The organism is Micromonospora sp. RTBAU3-60 (assembly GCF_054963695.1).
This window is the reverse complement of the sequence record NZ_JBUEGB010000006.1, coordinates 123,445-137,231: the sequence shown is the minus strand read 5'-3', so window position 1 is coordinate 137,231 and position 13,787 is coordinate 123,445. Positions and strand designations below refer to the sequence as shown.

Here is a 13,787-nt window from a genome sequence, read left to right as displayed (position 1 = left end):
ATGGTGGGGACACGTCTCTGCCAAGTCGCCGGTTGCAACCTGATTTGTCGCGAATGCGACGCGGCGACCCGGGCCACCGGGTCGCCGCGTCCGCAGGGGGTGTACGCCTAGCCGGCCGTGTGCAGCTCCACCGCGTTGTCCTTCGGCTTCAGGTCCGTCCAGTACTGCTCCTGCGAGTCGTAGTGGATGACGCGCAGGAGCGCTGGCCCGCCCATCGGCACCGGGCCGATCAGGAACCGGAAGGTGTACGTCTTTCGTCCCCCGGCCGGCAGGCTGTCCAGCACGCAGGCGTCGGACCCCTCCGATCGCACCGGCCGGCACCGGGTCACGTCACCGCCCGAGGGCCTACCGACGCTGGAGAAGTCGGTGAAGCCGAGCCGGGGCACGTCCACCGGCCCCTTGTTGACCACGGTGACGGTCACCGACCCGAGCCGCCTGCCCACATTGTCCGGCGGCTCGAGCACGAGGTCACCAGCGGTCAGGGTGAGGTCGGTCAGCCTGGGGTCGATCCCGAACTTCGTCGGCCCGGCGGTCTGGGCGAACCGGTCGCCGGTCCAGGCGTACGTCCGCCACTGCCGCTGTGGCGCCCACTCAGGAGTGCTGCAGCAGGGCTGGATGTCGGCCACCCGCACCCGGACCTTCCCGTCGGCCTGCACCGAGAACTCGGTGATGTCATCCATCCCCTCGCGGGTGCCGACGATCCGGCCCATGGTGACGATGCGGCCGGTCTCGTCCCGGTCGAAGGCCAGCACCTGCTTGGCCTTGGCCTCGCCGAACCGGCAGCCGACCAGGCCGACTGTCTCGGTGGCGCCGTCGCCGTCGAGATCGCCGTAGCGGAGTTCATCACCCAGCAGCACCGGCCGGTAGTCCGGCTCCGGCTCGGCCCGCAGCCGCACATCGTGGGTGGTGCAGGTCTTCGGGGCGTACGATGGCCAGGTGGGCAGGTCGAGGCGGGCGGCCAGCAGTTGTGCCCTGCTGATCCGTCCGTCCGGCGCGGCCCGGGTGGGGCTGGCCGTGCTCGGCGTCGGCGACGGGGTGGTGGCAGACGGGGTCGAGCCGGGAGTAGCGGCTGGCACGTGCGGCGGACGGTCGCGCCGATGCAGCGCCGCGTTCGCGGTGACCGGGATCGCCACGGCGAGCACCACGGCCGCCGCGGTGACGACCGCGGTACGCCGCCGCCGACGGCGTACCGTCTCCCGTACCGCTGCCGGGCCGACCGGCCGCACCGCCGGCGCGTACGCCGCGCGGAACGCGGCGAACTCGCCGCCGACCAGGATGTCCTCGAACTCACTCATGGTCGTCCACCTCGTTCGTGCCGGTCAGTTGCGCGGCCAGCGCCGCCCGGCCCCGGTGCAGCCAGGACTTGACCGTGCCCTCCGGCACCCCCTCCTGCAGGGCGATCTGCGTGACGGAGAGGTCCGCCAGGTAGTGCAGCACCACCGCGCGCCGCTGGCTGGGCGGCAGCTGGGCCAGGGCGGCGGTCAGGGCCACCCGGTCCGGGTCCGGCCCGGGCACGTGCTCCTCCCGCTGCCGGCGCAGCCAGGCCTGGGCGGTCCGCAGCCGCCGCCAGCGGCTGGTGGCGAGGTTCCAGGCGACCCGGCGTACCCAGGCCACCGGGTCGTCGTAGCGGGACACCCGGGACCAGCGGGCGAACGCCCGGCAGAACGCCTCCTGGACCAGGTCCTGGGCCTGTGAGAGGTCCCCGCAGTACGCGGCGAGCTGGAGCGTCAGGGACCGGAAGTGCGCATGGTAGAGCCCGTCGAAGTCGATCGCCTCGGCCCGCTCCGGGCGCTCCGCGGTCCGCTCAGGTGGCGGCTCACCGAGCCGCGGTTCCCTGGTCACCGTCATCTGGTCCTCCCCGTGCGCGTCGCCGCCGACGCGATCGACATCCGTCACACGCATCGACGCCGGCGACGGTTGCGCGGGTTGCCACCTCCGGCGCTGTGGTTGACTGTCACATCGGGGACAGGTGAGGGAGGCCTGAGGTGCAGGTTCCGGCGGTGCTCGGCGAGCCGATCCGGTTCGTGCTGAACTGGGGCCGGCGGTACTCGCTCTGGGTGTTCAACTTCGGGCTGGCCTGCTGTGCCATCGAGTTCATCGCCACCAGCATGGGCCGCCACGACTTCATCCGGCTCGGGGTGATCCCGTTCGCCCACGGCCCCCGGCAGGCCGACCTCATGGTGGTCTCCGGCACGGTCACCGACAAGATGGCCCCGGCGATCAAGCGGCTCTACGACCAGATGCCCGAGCCGAAGTACGTGATCTCGTTCGGCGCCTGCTCCAACTGCGGCGGCCCGTACTGGGACTCCTACTCGGTGACCAAGGGAGTCGACCAGCTCATCCCGGTCGACGTCTACGTGCCCGGCTGCCCGCCCCGCCCGGAGGCGCTGCTGCACGGCATCCTCCGGCTGCAGGAGAAGATCGCCGCCGAGGAGTCCGGCATCGGCGGGGTGGCCCGCCCGGACCGGCTCGCCCCGCCGGTCGACCCGCGGCCCGCGGAGAGCACGCCGCGCCCGGTCGAATCCCTCACCGCGCCGCCGGTCCGCCCACCGGCCGGCTGACGTCGCCCCCGCCGGCCGGTCGAGGTCGCCGTTGGCGGCCGGGGGCTAGCGTGCGGGCCATGACCCAGTCTGCGGACAAGCGCTGCGCCTTCATCGTCGACGTGCTGACCGAGGAGTTCGGCGCCTCGATGGCGCTCGACCCGGCGGCGTTCCGCCGCAAGTTCCGCAAGATGGCCGCCTCCCCGTTCGCGTTCTACCGGGGCAGCGCGTCGCTCTTCTACGCCGACCAGCGCGGCGACTTCGTCAGCGACCGCTACCTCGACGACCGGACCAGCCGGGTGTGGATCCACGGCGACCTGCACGCCGAGAACTTCGGCACCTACATGAACGCCTCCGGGCAGCTCGTGTTCAACGTCAACGACTTCGACGAGGCGTACGTCGGGCCGTTCTCCTGGGACCTGAAGCGGTTCGCGGCCAGCGTGGCCCTGCTCGGCTACGCCAAGGCGCTCTCCGACCGGGTGATCGGCGAGCTGGTCAGCGGCTTCGCCCGGTCGTACCTGACCGAGCTGCGGGCCATCGCGGCCGGCGGGGACGACGCGATCGGTTCGATCACCCTGGCCAACGCCGACGGCGTGCTGCGCCGGGTGCTCCAGCAGGCCCGGCTGAACACCCGGGTGGACCTGCTCGCCGAGCAGACCACCATCGACAACTACGACCGCCGGTTCTCCCTCGGCGACGGCGTCTTCGAGGTCGACGCCGCGACCCGGGAGAAGGTCTGCGCCGCGTTCCACGACTACCTGGCCACCCTGCCGGCGGCCACCGCCCGGCTCCGCCCGGTCGCCGCCACCATCAAGGACGTGGTGCTGCGCAAGGGCGTCGGCATCGGCTCGGCCGGGCTGCCCTCGTACAACCTGCTGCTGGAGGGGCACACCCAGGCGCTGGAGAACGACGTCGTCATCTACATGAAGCAGGCCCAGGTGCCGGCGGTGGCCCGGCACATCGACGACGAGCGGGTCCGGTCCTACTTCCGGCACCAGGGGCACCGGACCGCCGAGTCGCAGCGGGCGCTGCAGGCGTACGCCGACCCGTGGGTGGGGTTCACCGAGCTGGACGGGGTCGGCCAGCTCGTCGCCGAGGTGTCCCCGTACGCGGCCGACCTGGACTGGGCCGACGTGAACGAGCCCGAGGAACTCGCCGGGGTGCTCACCGACCTCGGCCGGGCGGTGGCCCGGATGCACTCCGTCGCCGACGACGAGTCCAGCCACGACCTGGTCGACTACTCGACCGAGGAGGCGATCGTCGCCGCGGTCGACGCCGACGCGGAGGGCTTCGTCCGGTACCTGGTCGACTTCGCGCACGCGTACGGGATCCGGGCCCGCGAGGACCACCAACTCTTCGTCGACCTGTTCCGCAACGGCCGGCTGCCCGGCATCTGAGCCGCGGGCCGCCCGGCCGCTCAGGCCGTGAAGTCCAGCACCACCTTGATGTCGTCCGGTCCGGTGGCGTACGCCTCGGTGTACGCCGCCACCGGCACGCGGCGGGTGATCAGCGAGTTCAGCCAGCCCTGGTCGGCCCGCGCGAGGGACTCGGCGGCCATCTCCCAGTGCCGCCGGTTGGCGTTCACCGAGCCGAAGACCACGTTGTTCTCCAGCACCAGCTCGCGGTTGAGCGCGCCCGCGTCGAAGTCGATGGTCCGGCCGCCGCTGGACACCCCGGTGAGGCAGACGATGCCGGTCGGCCCGGCCTGGCACATCGCGTCCATCACCACCACCGGCGCGCCGGTGCACTCCACCACCACGTCCGGCGCGAAGTCCAGCTCGCTCACCCGCGAGGTGTGGTAGGTCGCGCCGAGCGAGCGGACCAGCTCCGGCTTCGGCCCGCTGGTGGCCCGGTCCAGCACGTGCACGGACAGCTGGCGCTGGGTGGCGAGCAGCGCGGCCAGCAGGCCGATCGGCCCGGCCCCGGTCACCAGCACGGTCTGCGGCTTCCACTCGGCGCGGCGGCCGATCCGCTCGATGTGGTCCCAGGCCTTCGCCAGCACGCTGGTCGGCTCCAGCAGCATGCCCACCGGGGCGAGCATCGGGTCCAAGCCGACGGCGAACTTCGGCTGCACCCGCCACCGGTCCCGGGCGAACCCGGGGAGCCCCTTGATGCCGTGCTCGGTGTACTGCCCGTTGCGGCACATGTCCCACTCGTCCACCGCGCAGTTCTGGCACGGCACCGGGTCGGGGTGCCGGACGATGCCGGCCACCAGGTCGCCGGGCCGAAGGGTGCCGGTCGGGTCCTCCAGCACCCGGCCCAGCGCCTCGTGGCCGAGCACGAGCCGCTCCTGCCCGGGCGGCGCCTCGCCGTAGGCGCCGGAGATGATCTCCTGGTCGGTGCCGCAGATGCCCACGGCCAGCGCCTCGACCAGGATTGCCCCCTCCTCGGGGGGCGGTTCGGGCCAGTCGGGATCGCAGCGCAGCGAGTTCGGGACGCCGGGAGTCACAGTCACAGCACGCACGGTGAACATCCTTCCCTGCCGGGCGGCCGCCCGCCCGCAAAGCGGCGGAACCGGCCGGAGCACGCGGGCGGCTCGACGCGAGTCGGGACGCCATAGGATCAGCGGCATGACTCCGGAAGAGGTCGGCCAGCGGTTGGTCGCGCTGCTCGCGCCGGTCGAGGTCACCGCGTCGGTCTCCGGTGGCCAGGCGTACGCCCGCGCCACCGTCGACGTACCCCCGGCGAGCTGGCGGGACGCGGTGCGCGCGGCTCGCGACGATGCCCAGCTGGGCCTCGACTTCTTCGACTGGCTGTCGGCGGTGGACGAGCTGGCCGAGGGTTTCGACGTGGTGGCCCACCTCTGGTCGACGCGGCACCGGCATGGGTTGCTGCTGCGCACCCGGGTGCCCCGGGAGGCGCCGGTCGTGGCGTCCGTGGTCGACCTCTTCGCCGGCGCGGGCTGGCACGAGCGGGAGACCCACGAGATGTTCGGCATCGGCTTCGACGGGCATGGCGAGCTGCGCCCGCTGCTGCTGCCGCCTGAGTTCGAGGGGCACCCGCTGCGCAAGGAGTTCGTGCTCGCCTCCCGGGTCGCCAAGCCCTGGCCGGGCGCGAAGGAGCCGGGAGAGTCGGAGGCCGGCGGCGGTCGCCGGCCGATCCGGCCGCCGGGCGTACCGGCGCCGGGGGAGTGGGGGACGACGCCCACGCCCGCCGGCGCGGCCGGGGTGGGCGAGGGCCCGCGCGGGGGTACGCCCGCCCGCCCGGCCCGGGAACGCCCGCCACGCCCCGCCCCGGGCGAGCGCCCGGCCCGCCCGACCACTGCGGAGCGACCGGCGGGCCCGACCCGGTCCACTTCGGCCGAGCGGCCGGCGGGCCCGGCCCGGGGTACGCCCGGGGAGCGACCGGCGGGTCCGGCCCCGGCCGGGCCCGGGGCGCCGGGCCGGCCGACCCCGGGCGAGCCGCCGACCGGCCCGCCCCGGCAGGAGCCGGCCGCCGAACCGGGGACCGAGGAGGGGGACGGCTGATGCCCGCCTGGTTGGAGCTGGTCCTCCGGGTGGCCGGCGTGCTGGTCGCGTTCCTCACCCTGCCCCTGATCGTCGGGCAGGCCGAGCACAAGGTCATGGCGCACATGCAGGGCCGGCTCGGCCCGATGTACGCGGGCGGCTTCCACGGCTGGGCGCAGCTCATCGCCGACGGCGTCAAGTTCGTGCAGAAGGAGGACGTCACCCCGCGCGACGCCGACCGGCCGGTGTTCCGGCTGGCCCCGGCGGTGGCGCTGGTGCCGTACCTGCTGGCCCTGCTGGTGATCCCGCTCGGCCCGGGCGACCTGGTCGGGCAGCCGCTGGACATCGGCCTGTTCTTCGTGCTGGCCGTGGTCGGCATCGGGGTGCTGGCGGTGCTGATGTCCGCCTGGGCCTCGGCCAACAAGTACAGCCTGCTCGGCGGGCTGCGCGGCGCCGCCCAGCTGCTCGGCTACGAGCTGCCGCTGGTGCTGGCCGCCGCATCGGTGGCGATGGCGGCGGGGACGCTCAGCCTGCCCGGCATCGTCGAGGCGTGGCGGCCGTGGTGGCTGCTCTGGCAGGCGCCGGCCATGGTGATCTTCTTCGTCGCCGGGCTGGCGGAAATCCGGCGGCCGCCGTTCGACATGCCGGTGGCCGACTCCGAGCTGGTCTTCGGCTACATGACCGAGTACACCGGTCTGCGCTTCGCGTTCTTCCTGCTCGCCGAGTACGTCGGCATCGTGGTGATCGCGGCGCTGACCACCGTGCTTTTCCTCGGCGGCTGGCAGGGCCCGTTCGCGGACGCCCAGCTGGGCTGGCTGTGGACCCTGCTCAAGGTCTTCGCCGTGGCCTTCGTGATCATCTGGCTCCGGGTGTCGTACCCGCGGCTGCGCGAGGACCAGCTCCAGCGGCTCTGCTGGCTGGTGCTCGTCCCGCTGGCCCTGGCCCAGCTCGTCCTGACCGCCGCCGTCCGGCTGGCGATGTGAGGAGGGCCCCCGCCTGACGCAGGGGCCCTCCGGAGACTCAGCCGACCCGCAGCGGGGTGTGGGCGGGGTCGACGGGTTCGGCCGGCGGCGGGGGCGGGGTGCCGTCCCCGAAGGGTCGACCGCCCAGGGCCTCCCGGCCGTGCGGGGTGAGCCAGCCCGACAGGTCCGGGCCGAGCGGCACGATCCCGGTCGGGTTGATGTCCCGGTGCACCTCGTAATAGTGCCGCTTGATGTGGTCGAAGTCGACGGTGTCGCCGAAACCAGGGGTCTGGAACAGGTCCCGGGCGTACGCCCAGAGCACCGGCAGCTCGGTCAGCTTCTGCCGGTTGCACTTGAAGTGGCCGTGGTAGACCGGGTCGAAGCGGACCAGCGTGGTGAACAGCCGTACGTCCGCCTCGGTGATCGTGTCACCGACCAGGTAGCGCTGCCCGCTCAGCCGCTCGCTCAGCCAGTCGAGCCGGTCGAAGAGCCGGCGGTACGCGCTCTCGTACGCCTCCTGGCCGCCGGCGAAGCCGCACCGGTAGACGCCATTGTTCACGTCCTTGAACACCACGGCGTTGACCTCGTCGATCTCGTCCCGCAGCCGCTCCGGGTAGAGCTCCGGCGCGCCCTCGCGGTGGTACGCGGTCCACTCGGTGGACAGGTCCAGGCCCATCTGCGCGTAGTCGTTGGTGACCACCTGCCCGGTCGGCACGTCCACGATCGCCGGCACGGTGATGCCCCGGTCGTATCCGGGGAAGCGCTTGAAGTACGCCTCGGCCAGCCGCTCGATGCCGAGCACCGGGTCCCGCCCGCCCGGGTCCAGGTCGAAGGTCCAGCTCCGCTTGTCGTGGGTCGGCCCGGCCACCGCCATCGAGATCGCGTCCTCCAGCCCGAGCAGCCGGCGGGCGATGATCAGCCGGCTCGCCCACGGGCAGGCCCGGCTCACCGCCAGCCGGTACCGGCCGGGTGTCACCGGCCAGCCGTCCCGCGCGTCGGCGGTGATCCGGGTGGCGATGTAGCGCTGGTCGCGCGTGAACTCGCCGCCCGGCTCGACGTACTTTCCGCCGGTCCGGTTCAGGATCTCGTCGCCGCTCTGGGTCACGGTGCCACCTCGGTTCGTGACTGCGGGGCTCGCAACCCCGGCTCACTCCTCGCGCTCACGTCGCTGCCTCCTGTCGCTGTCGTCCCGTCCCATCATGGTCGTTCCCGCCCGGTCCGGCAGGCCCGCCCGGAGGCGGGGACTAGGCTGCCGCGGTGACCGATGTGGAGGCCGTGGCCCGACGCTTCATCACCGACGTGTGGAACGCGACCCGTGAGGAGACCGCGTACGAGCTGGTCGCCGAGGACTGCCCGGGGCTGGGCGGGACCGGGCCGGCGGCCGCCCTGGCCTGGCACCGGGACCGCCGGGCGTCCTTCCCGGACCTGCGCTACAAGATCGTCGAGGTGGTGGCCTCCGGCGACCGGGTGGCTGTGCACTGGCGGGCCGCCGGCACACAGGCCGGGCAGTTCGGCCCGGTGCCGCCGACCGGCCGGGTGGTCAGCTACTCCGGGGCGACGTTCCTGCGGTTCGACGACAGCGGCCGGATCGTGGACGTGTGGAGCGTCAACGAGCTGTTCCAGGTCCTCCAGCAGCTCGGCGTCGAGATGCTCCCGCCCCCGCCCGGGCTCACCGCGATCGGGGAGTGATCCGCAGCCACCGTACCGCCGCAATGCCCCGGGTGGTGGTCGCGCGCACCCGGGCCACAGGGCAGGATGGGCGGCATGAGCGAGCGCAGTGAGCGCACTGGTGTGCCCGGTGGCGGGCTGGCGAAGGGGCTGGCGGTCACCCTGCGGACGATGACCCGACGCTCGACCACCCAGCAGTACCCGGACGTCGCCCCCGAGTTGCCGCCCCGTTCGCGCGGGGTGATCGCGCTGCTCGAGGAGAACTGCACGGTCTGCATGCTCTGCGCCCGGGAGTGCCCGGACTGGTGCATCTACATCGACTCGCACAAGGAGGAGGTGGCGGTGCCCGGCGCCGCCCGCCCCCGCCAGCGCAACGTGCTCGACCGGTTCGACATCGACTTCTCGCTCTGCATGTACTGCGGCATCTGCGTCGAGGTCTGCCCGTTCGACGCGCTCTACTGGTCGCCCGAGTTCGAGTACGCCGAGTACGACATCAAGGACCTGCTGCACGACAAGGACCACCTCGGCGAGTGGATGGGCACGGTCCCGCCACCGCCGGCCCACGACCAGCGCGGCGAACCCTCGAAGGAGGAGACCACCGCCGCCCGCAAGGCCGCGGCCCCCGCCGCGCGTCCGGCCCCGTCCCGGGTACGCCCCGAGCCCGGCGCCGACCAGGGCGAGGGCACGCCGTCATGACCGGTGCGGACGTGCTGCTGCTGGCCCTCGGCGCGGTGGCGGTCGGTGCCGCCGCGCTGGTGGTGGGCACCCGGCACCTGGTCCGGGCCGGCCTCTGGCTGGTGGTCTGCCTGGGCGCGCTGGCCGGCGACTACCTGGTGCTCACCGCCGAGCTGGTGGCCTGGGTGCAGGTGCTGATCTACGTCGGCGCGGTGGTGGTGCTGCTGCTCTTCGCGGTGATGCTGACCCGCGCCCCGATCGGCGCCTCCGCCGACCTGGACCGGCCCGGCTGGCCGGCCGCGCTGATCGGCGGCGGCAGCGGCCTGGGTCTGGCCGTGCTGCTGGTCCACGCGTTCCGCTGGTCCCGGGTGGACCTGCCCGCCGCGGGCACCGCCGACCGCCTGGGCGAGCAGGTCTTCCGCTCCTGGGTGCTGCCCTTCGAGCTGCTCTCGGTGCTGCTGCTCGCCGCCCTGGTGGGCGCGATCGTGCTGTCCCGCGTCGACATCGGCCGGCCCGGCGCGCCGGGCCGTCAACGCCGCCCGGCCGGCGGACCTTCGGCCCGACCCGAGCCGGCCGGTGCCATGGCCACGGTCGCCGAGGAGGGTGGGCGCGGGTGAGGCCGATCATCCCGTACGTCACCGCCGCGCTGCTGTTCGGCCTCGGCGGTTACGGCGTGCTGCGCCGCCGCAACGCCGTCCTCGTGCTGATGGCCGTCGAGCTGATGCTGAACGCGGTGAACCTGATCCTGGTCACCGCCGACACCACGGTCCGGGCCCAGCTGCCGCACTCCGGTCAGGTCTTCGCGCTCTTCGTGATCGTGCTCGCCGCCGCCGAGATCGGCGTCGGGCTGGCCATCGTGCTCCAGCTCTACCGGCTGCGGGCCAGCGTGACCGTGGACGACGTGCCGTTGACCGAGCCGCCGGGGGCCGTGCCCGCCGGCGCGCCCGCCGGCCCGGCGAGCTCGCCGTCGGGCGGGCCGGCCACCGACGCGCCCGCCGGCCCGGCGAGCTCGCCGTCGGGCGGGCCGGCCACCGACGCGCCGGAGGGGGAGAAGTGACCGGACTGCTCGCGGCGGCGCTGCCGGGCGTACCCCTGCTGGTGGGCCTGGTCGGGCTGTTGCTGCCGCCGTCGCCCAGGGGCGCGGCGACCGGCGAGGACCGGGCCCGGCGGGTGGCGATCGCGCTCGGCGTGGCCGGTGCGGCGGTGGCGCTGCTGGCGGGGGTGGCGCTGCTGGTCCGGGTGGACCGCCCGGTCGAGGGCGGCACCACCTGGGTCGAGCTGGGCGGGCTGACGGTCACCCTCGGCTACCGGCTGGACGGCGTGGCGGTGCTGGTGGCCACGGCGGTGGCCGCGGTGGCCCTGGCCGTGCAGGTCTACTCGATCGGCTACCTGAAGCGCGGCCCGCACGACGACGTCGAGGTGGACCACCGCTACCCGCCGTACGCGGCGCAGATCAGTCTCTTCACCGCCGCGATGCTGACCGTGGTGGTCTCCGGCGACCTGATCCTGCTGCTGGTCGGCTGGGAGGTGATGGGCCTCTGCTCGTACCTGCTCATCGCCCACGACCGGCGGCTGCCCGAGGCGCCCGCCGCCGCGGTGAAGGCGTTCCTGGTCACCCGGGTGGGTGACGTCGGCTTCCTGCTCGGCATCGCGCTGCTCGGCGTCGCCGCGGGCAGCTTCCGGATCGCCGACGTGCTGGCCCACCACTACTCCACCGGCACGCTCACCGCCGCGTGCCTGCTGCTGCTCGCCGGGGTGGCCGGCAAGAGCGCCCAGTTCCCGCTGCACACCTGGTTGCCGGACGCGATGGCCGGCCCCACCCCGATCTCCGCGCTGATCCACGCCGCCACCATGGTCGCCGCCGGCGTGTACGCGGTGGCCCGGCTCTTCCCGCTCTTCGCGCAGGCCCCGGCCGCCCTCGCCGTGCTGGGCGTGATGGCGGCGGTCACCCTGCTGCTGGGCGCGTTCGCCGCCACCGCGCAGGACGACATCAAGCGGGTGCTGGCCTGGTCGACGGTCTCCCAGATCGGCTACATGACCGGCGCGCTCGCCGTCGGCGCGCCCGCGGCGGCACTGTTCCACCTGCTCACCCACGCCGCGTTCAAGGCGCTGCTGTTCCTCGCCGCCGGCGCGGTGATCCACGCCGTCGGCACCACCCTGATGTCCCGGATGGGCGGCCTCCGCGCCGCCATGCCGGTGACCTTCTGGTGCACGGTGATCGGCCTCGGTGCGCTCGCCGGGGTGCCGCCGCTGTCCGGCTTCTGGAGCAAGGACGGCGTGCTCGCCGCCGCCGAGGCCGCCGCGCTGGAGGGCAGCGGCCCGAGCTACGCCTGGGTCGGCTGGCTGGTCTGGCTGGCCGGGCTGCTCGGCGTCGCCGTCACCGCCTGGTACGCCACCCGCCTGCTGCTGCGCGCCTTCCTCGGCGCGGCCCGGCTCCCGCTGGCCCACCCGCACGACCCGCCCGCAGTGCTGCGCTGGCCGGTGCTGCTGCTCGCGATTCCCGCCGCGCTGCTCGGCCTGGCCGCCTTCGCGCCGTGGTTCGCCGACCGCCTCCGCGTTCCGGCCGACCGCACCGGGGAGGCCGTCGAGCTGGTCCACCTCGCGCCGAACCTGCTGCTGCCGCTGGTGCTGCTGCTGGCCGGGGCCGGCGTCGCCTGGGTCGGCTGGCGCCGCGACCCGGCCGCCGATCCGGCCCGCTTCCTGGGTCCGCTGCGGCCGGTCTTCGCCCGGGCGTTCCGCCTCGACGACGTCCAGCACGCCCTCGTGGTACGCCCGACGACCGCGCTGGCCCGGGCCGTGCGTGCCGGGGACGAGCTGGGGGTGGACGGCCTGGTGGAGGGGAGCGGCCGGGCCGCGGTCGAGCTGGGCGGCGGGCTGGCCGCCCTGCACCGGGCGGCGCTGCCGCGCGCGGCGGCCGGCGTGCTGGCCGGCGCCCTGCTGATCGGCCTCGCCGTGGCGCTGATCGGAGTGGCCTCATGACGTTCGGGGAGTTCCTGCTGGTCGCGGTCCTCGCGGTGCCCGCGCTGGGCGCCGTCGCGGCGGCCGCCATGCCCGGCGACCGGGCCGGGCGGCTGGTGGGCACCGCCGCCGCGGGGCTGACGCTGCTCGCCACCCTGCCGCTGGTGGGCGGCGACCACGGCTGGTTCGGCTACGGGCCGTCGCCCGCGGTGCAGCCCTGGCACCAGCTCGACCTGCCCTGGGTGCCCGGCCTCGACCTGCGCTTCCACCTCGGGGTGGACGGCATCTCCTGGCCGCTGGTGGTGCTGACCGCGCTGCTCACCCTGCTCTGCTGCGGCTACACGCTGTGGCGGGTGCCCGAGGGCGGTGGCAGCGGGCGGGCCCTGGTCGCGCTGCTGCTGGTGGTCGAGGTGGGCATCCTGGGCACCTTCCTCGCCCTCGACCTGGTGCTCTTCTTCCTCTTCTTCGAGGTCGTCCTCCTCCCGATGTACGCGATCATCGCCGGTTGGGGCGGCGACGACCGGCGGCGGGCGGCCCGCAAGTTCGTCCTCTACACCCTCTTCGGCTCGGTGCTGCTGCTGGTCGGCGTCTACGTGGTGGTCGCGGCCGCCGGCACCGCCGACCTGGTGACGCTGACCGGCGGGTCCGGGCTGCCCTGGGGCACCCAGCTCGCCGCGTTCACCCTGCTGGCGCTGGCGTTCGCGGTGAAGAGCCCGCTCTGGCCGTTGCACTCCTGGCTGCCCGACGCGCACACCCAGGCGCCCACCGTGGGCAGCGTGATCCTCGCCGGGGTGCTGCTCAAGATGGGCACGTACGGCCTGATCCGGGTGGCGGTCGGGGTGGCCCCGGAGGGCGCCCGCTGGGCCGCCCCGGTGCTCGGGGTGCTCGCCGTGGCGGCGATCCTCGTCGGGTCCCTGGTCTGCCTCGCGCAGGACGAGCTGAAGCGGCTGATCGCGTACTCCAGTGTGGGACACATGGGCTTCGTGCTGCTCGGGGTGGCCACGCTCACCGCCACCGGCCTGCAGGCCGCGCTGATCGGCAACATCGCGCACGGCGTGATCACCGGCCTGCTCTTCTTCCTGGCCGGGGCGGTCAAGGACCGTACGCACACCGGGTCCCTCGCCGAGCTGTCCGGGCTCCGGGAGACCGCGCCCCGGCTGGCCGGGCTGCTCGGCTTCGCGGCGGTCGCCTCGCTGGGGCTGCCCGGGCTGGCCGGCTTCTGGGGGGAGGCGTTCGCCGTCATCGCGGCCGTCCGGCGGGGCGGCGGGCTCTGGACCACCCTCGCGGTGCTGGCCGCGCTGGGCGGGGCGCTGACCGCCGCGTACTTCCTGCGGCTGCTGCGCCGGGTCAGCCACGGGCGGCCCAGCCCGGCGGTCGGGCGGCTCGCGCCGGGGCTGGCCGGCGCGGAGTTGACCGCCTGGGCGCCGCTGGTGCTGCTCGCCCTCGCCGTCGGCCTGGCCCCGGCCCTCGTGCTGTCCTACGCCGCCGACCCGGTCAACGCGCTGCTGGCGGTCTTCGATTGAGCGCGGGGCGTGCGG

The 13,787-nt window shown here is 74.2% G+C and carries 13 protein-coding genes and 1 pseudogene; 10 read left to right on the top strand and 4 right to left on the bottom strand.

The window, feature by feature from the left end; all coding sequences use genetic code 11:
* Positions 1 to 107 precede the first annotated feature (107 nt).
* Both ACY34I_RS08555 and ACY34I_RS08550 read right to left on the bottom strand, forming a co-directional pair.
* A complete protein-coding gene (locus ACY34I_RS08555) occupies positions 108 to 1,295 on the bottom strand; it encodes a hypothetical protein (RefSeq protein WP_462754036.1) in 1,188 nt (395 codons plus the stop codon).
* The gene (locus tag ACY34I_RS08550; RefSeq protein WP_462754034.1) at positions 1,288 to 1,848 is read right to left on the bottom strand and encodes a SigE family RNA polymerase sigma factor; all 561 of its coding nucleotides are present in this window, start codon (positions 1,846 to 1,848) and stop codon (positions 1,288 to 1,290) included. The genes ACY34I_RS08555 and ACY34I_RS08550 overlap by 8 nt, the downstream gene beginning before the upstream one ends.
* 137 nt (positions 1,849 to 1,985) lie before the next feature.
* On the opposite strand from ACY34I_RS08550, the gene ACY34I_RS08545 reads away from it, so the two are divergent.
* Positions 1,986 to 2,561 carry an NADH-quinone oxidoreductase subunit B gene (locus ACY34I_RS08545; RefSeq protein ID WP_148793411.1) on the top strand — a complete coding sequence of 192 codons (576 nt, stop codon included), beginning with the start codon at positions 1,986 to 1,988 and terminating at the stop codon, positions 2,559 to 2,561.
* Between the two features lie 59 nt (positions 2,562 to 2,620).
* Positions 2,621 to 3,937, top strand: coding sequence for a DUF2252 domain-containing protein (locus tag ACY34I_RS08540; protein WP_462754032.1), 1,317 nt, complete (start codon positions 2,621 to 2,623; stop codon positions 3,935 to 3,937).
* 20 nt (positions 3,938 to 3,957) lie between these two features.
* Here the strand turns inward: ACY34I_RS08540 and ACY34I_RS08535 are convergent, their stop codons facing one another.
* A complete protein-coding gene (locus ACY34I_RS08535) occupies positions 3,958 to 5,004 on the bottom strand; it encodes a glucose 1-dehydrogenase (RefSeq protein ID WP_462754030.1) in 1,047 nt (348 codons plus the stop codon).
* 106 nt (positions 5,005 to 5,110) lie between these two features.
* Between ACY34I_RS08535 and ACY34I_RS08530 the strand changes: the two are divergent.
* Both ACY34I_RS08530 and nuoH read left to right on the top strand, forming a co-directional pair.
* Positions 5,111 to 5,734, top strand: a pseudogene (locus tag ACY34I_RS08530) (NADH-quinone oxidoreductase subunit C); the annotation flags it as partial.
* Positions 5,735 to 6,006: 272 nt separating this feature from the next.
* The gene (nuoH, locus tag ACY34I_RS08525; protein WP_148793418.1) at positions 6,007 to 6,969 is read left to right on the top strand and encodes an NADH-quinone oxidoreductase subunit NuoH; all 963 of its coding nucleotides are present in this window, start codon (positions 6,007 to 6,009) and stop codon (positions 6,967 to 6,969) included.
* A 37-nt stretch (positions 6,970 to 7,006) separates the two neighbouring features.
* On the opposite strand, the gene ACY34I_RS08520 is transcribed toward nuoH, so the two are convergent.
* The gene (locus tag ACY34I_RS08520; protein ID WP_462754028.1) at positions 7,007 to 8,053 is read right to left on the bottom strand and encodes a glutathione S-transferase family protein; all 1,047 of its coding nucleotides are present in this window, start codon (positions 8,051 to 8,053) and stop codon (positions 7,007 to 7,009) included.
* Positions 8,054 to 8,205: 152 nt separating this feature from the next.
* Here ACY34I_RS08520 and ACY34I_RS08515 point away from each other — a divergent pair, with 152 nt between their 5' ends.
* The 6 genes from ACY34I_RS08515 to ACY34I_RS08490 all read left to right on the top strand — a co-directional run bounded on the left by ACY34I_RS08515 (position 8,206) and on the right by ACY34I_RS08490 (position 13,772).
* Complete coding sequence (locus ACY34I_RS08515) at positions 8,206 to 8,637, top strand: ester cyclase (protein WP_462754027.1); 432 nt, start codon at positions 8,206 to 8,208, stop codon at positions 8,635 to 8,637.
* Between the two features lie 66 nt (positions 8,638 to 8,703).
* Complete coding sequence (locus tag ACY34I_RS08510) at positions 8,704 to 9,312, top strand: NuoI/complex I 23 kDa subunit family protein (RefSeq protein ID WP_462754025.1); 609 nt, start codon at positions 8,704 to 8,706, stop codon at positions 9,310 to 9,312.
* Complete coding sequence (locus ACY34I_RS08505; RefSeq protein WP_462754023.1) at positions 9,309 to 9,908, top strand: NADH-quinone oxidoreductase subunit J family protein; 600 nt, start codon at positions 9,309 to 9,311, stop codon at positions 9,906 to 9,908. Before ACY34I_RS08510 ends, ACY34I_RS08505 begins: the two co-directional genes overlap by 4 nt.
* Positions 9,905 to 10,348 (top strand): NADH-quinone oxidoreductase subunit NuoK, encoded by a 444-nt coding sequence (gene nuoK, locus ACY34I_RS08500; protein ID WP_462754021.1) that lies wholly within the window; start codon positions 9,905 to 9,907, stop codon positions 10,346 to 10,348. The genes ACY34I_RS08505 and nuoK overlap by 4 nt, the downstream gene beginning before the upstream one ends.
* Entirely contained in the window at positions 10,345 to 12,270 is a 1,926-nt protein-coding gene (locus ACY34I_RS08495) for an NADH-quinone oxidoreductase subunit 5 family protein (protein ID WP_462754019.1), read from the top strand. Before nuoK ends, ACY34I_RS08495 begins: the two co-directional genes overlap by 4 nt.
* A complete protein-coding gene (locus tag ACY34I_RS08490; protein WP_462754017.1) occupies positions 12,267 to 13,772 on the top strand; it encodes a complex I subunit 4 family protein in 1,506 nt (501 codons plus the stop codon). The genes ACY34I_RS08495 and ACY34I_RS08490 overlap by 4 nt, the downstream gene beginning before the upstream one ends.
* The last annotated feature ends 15 nt before the right edge of the window (positions 13,773 to 13,787 follow it).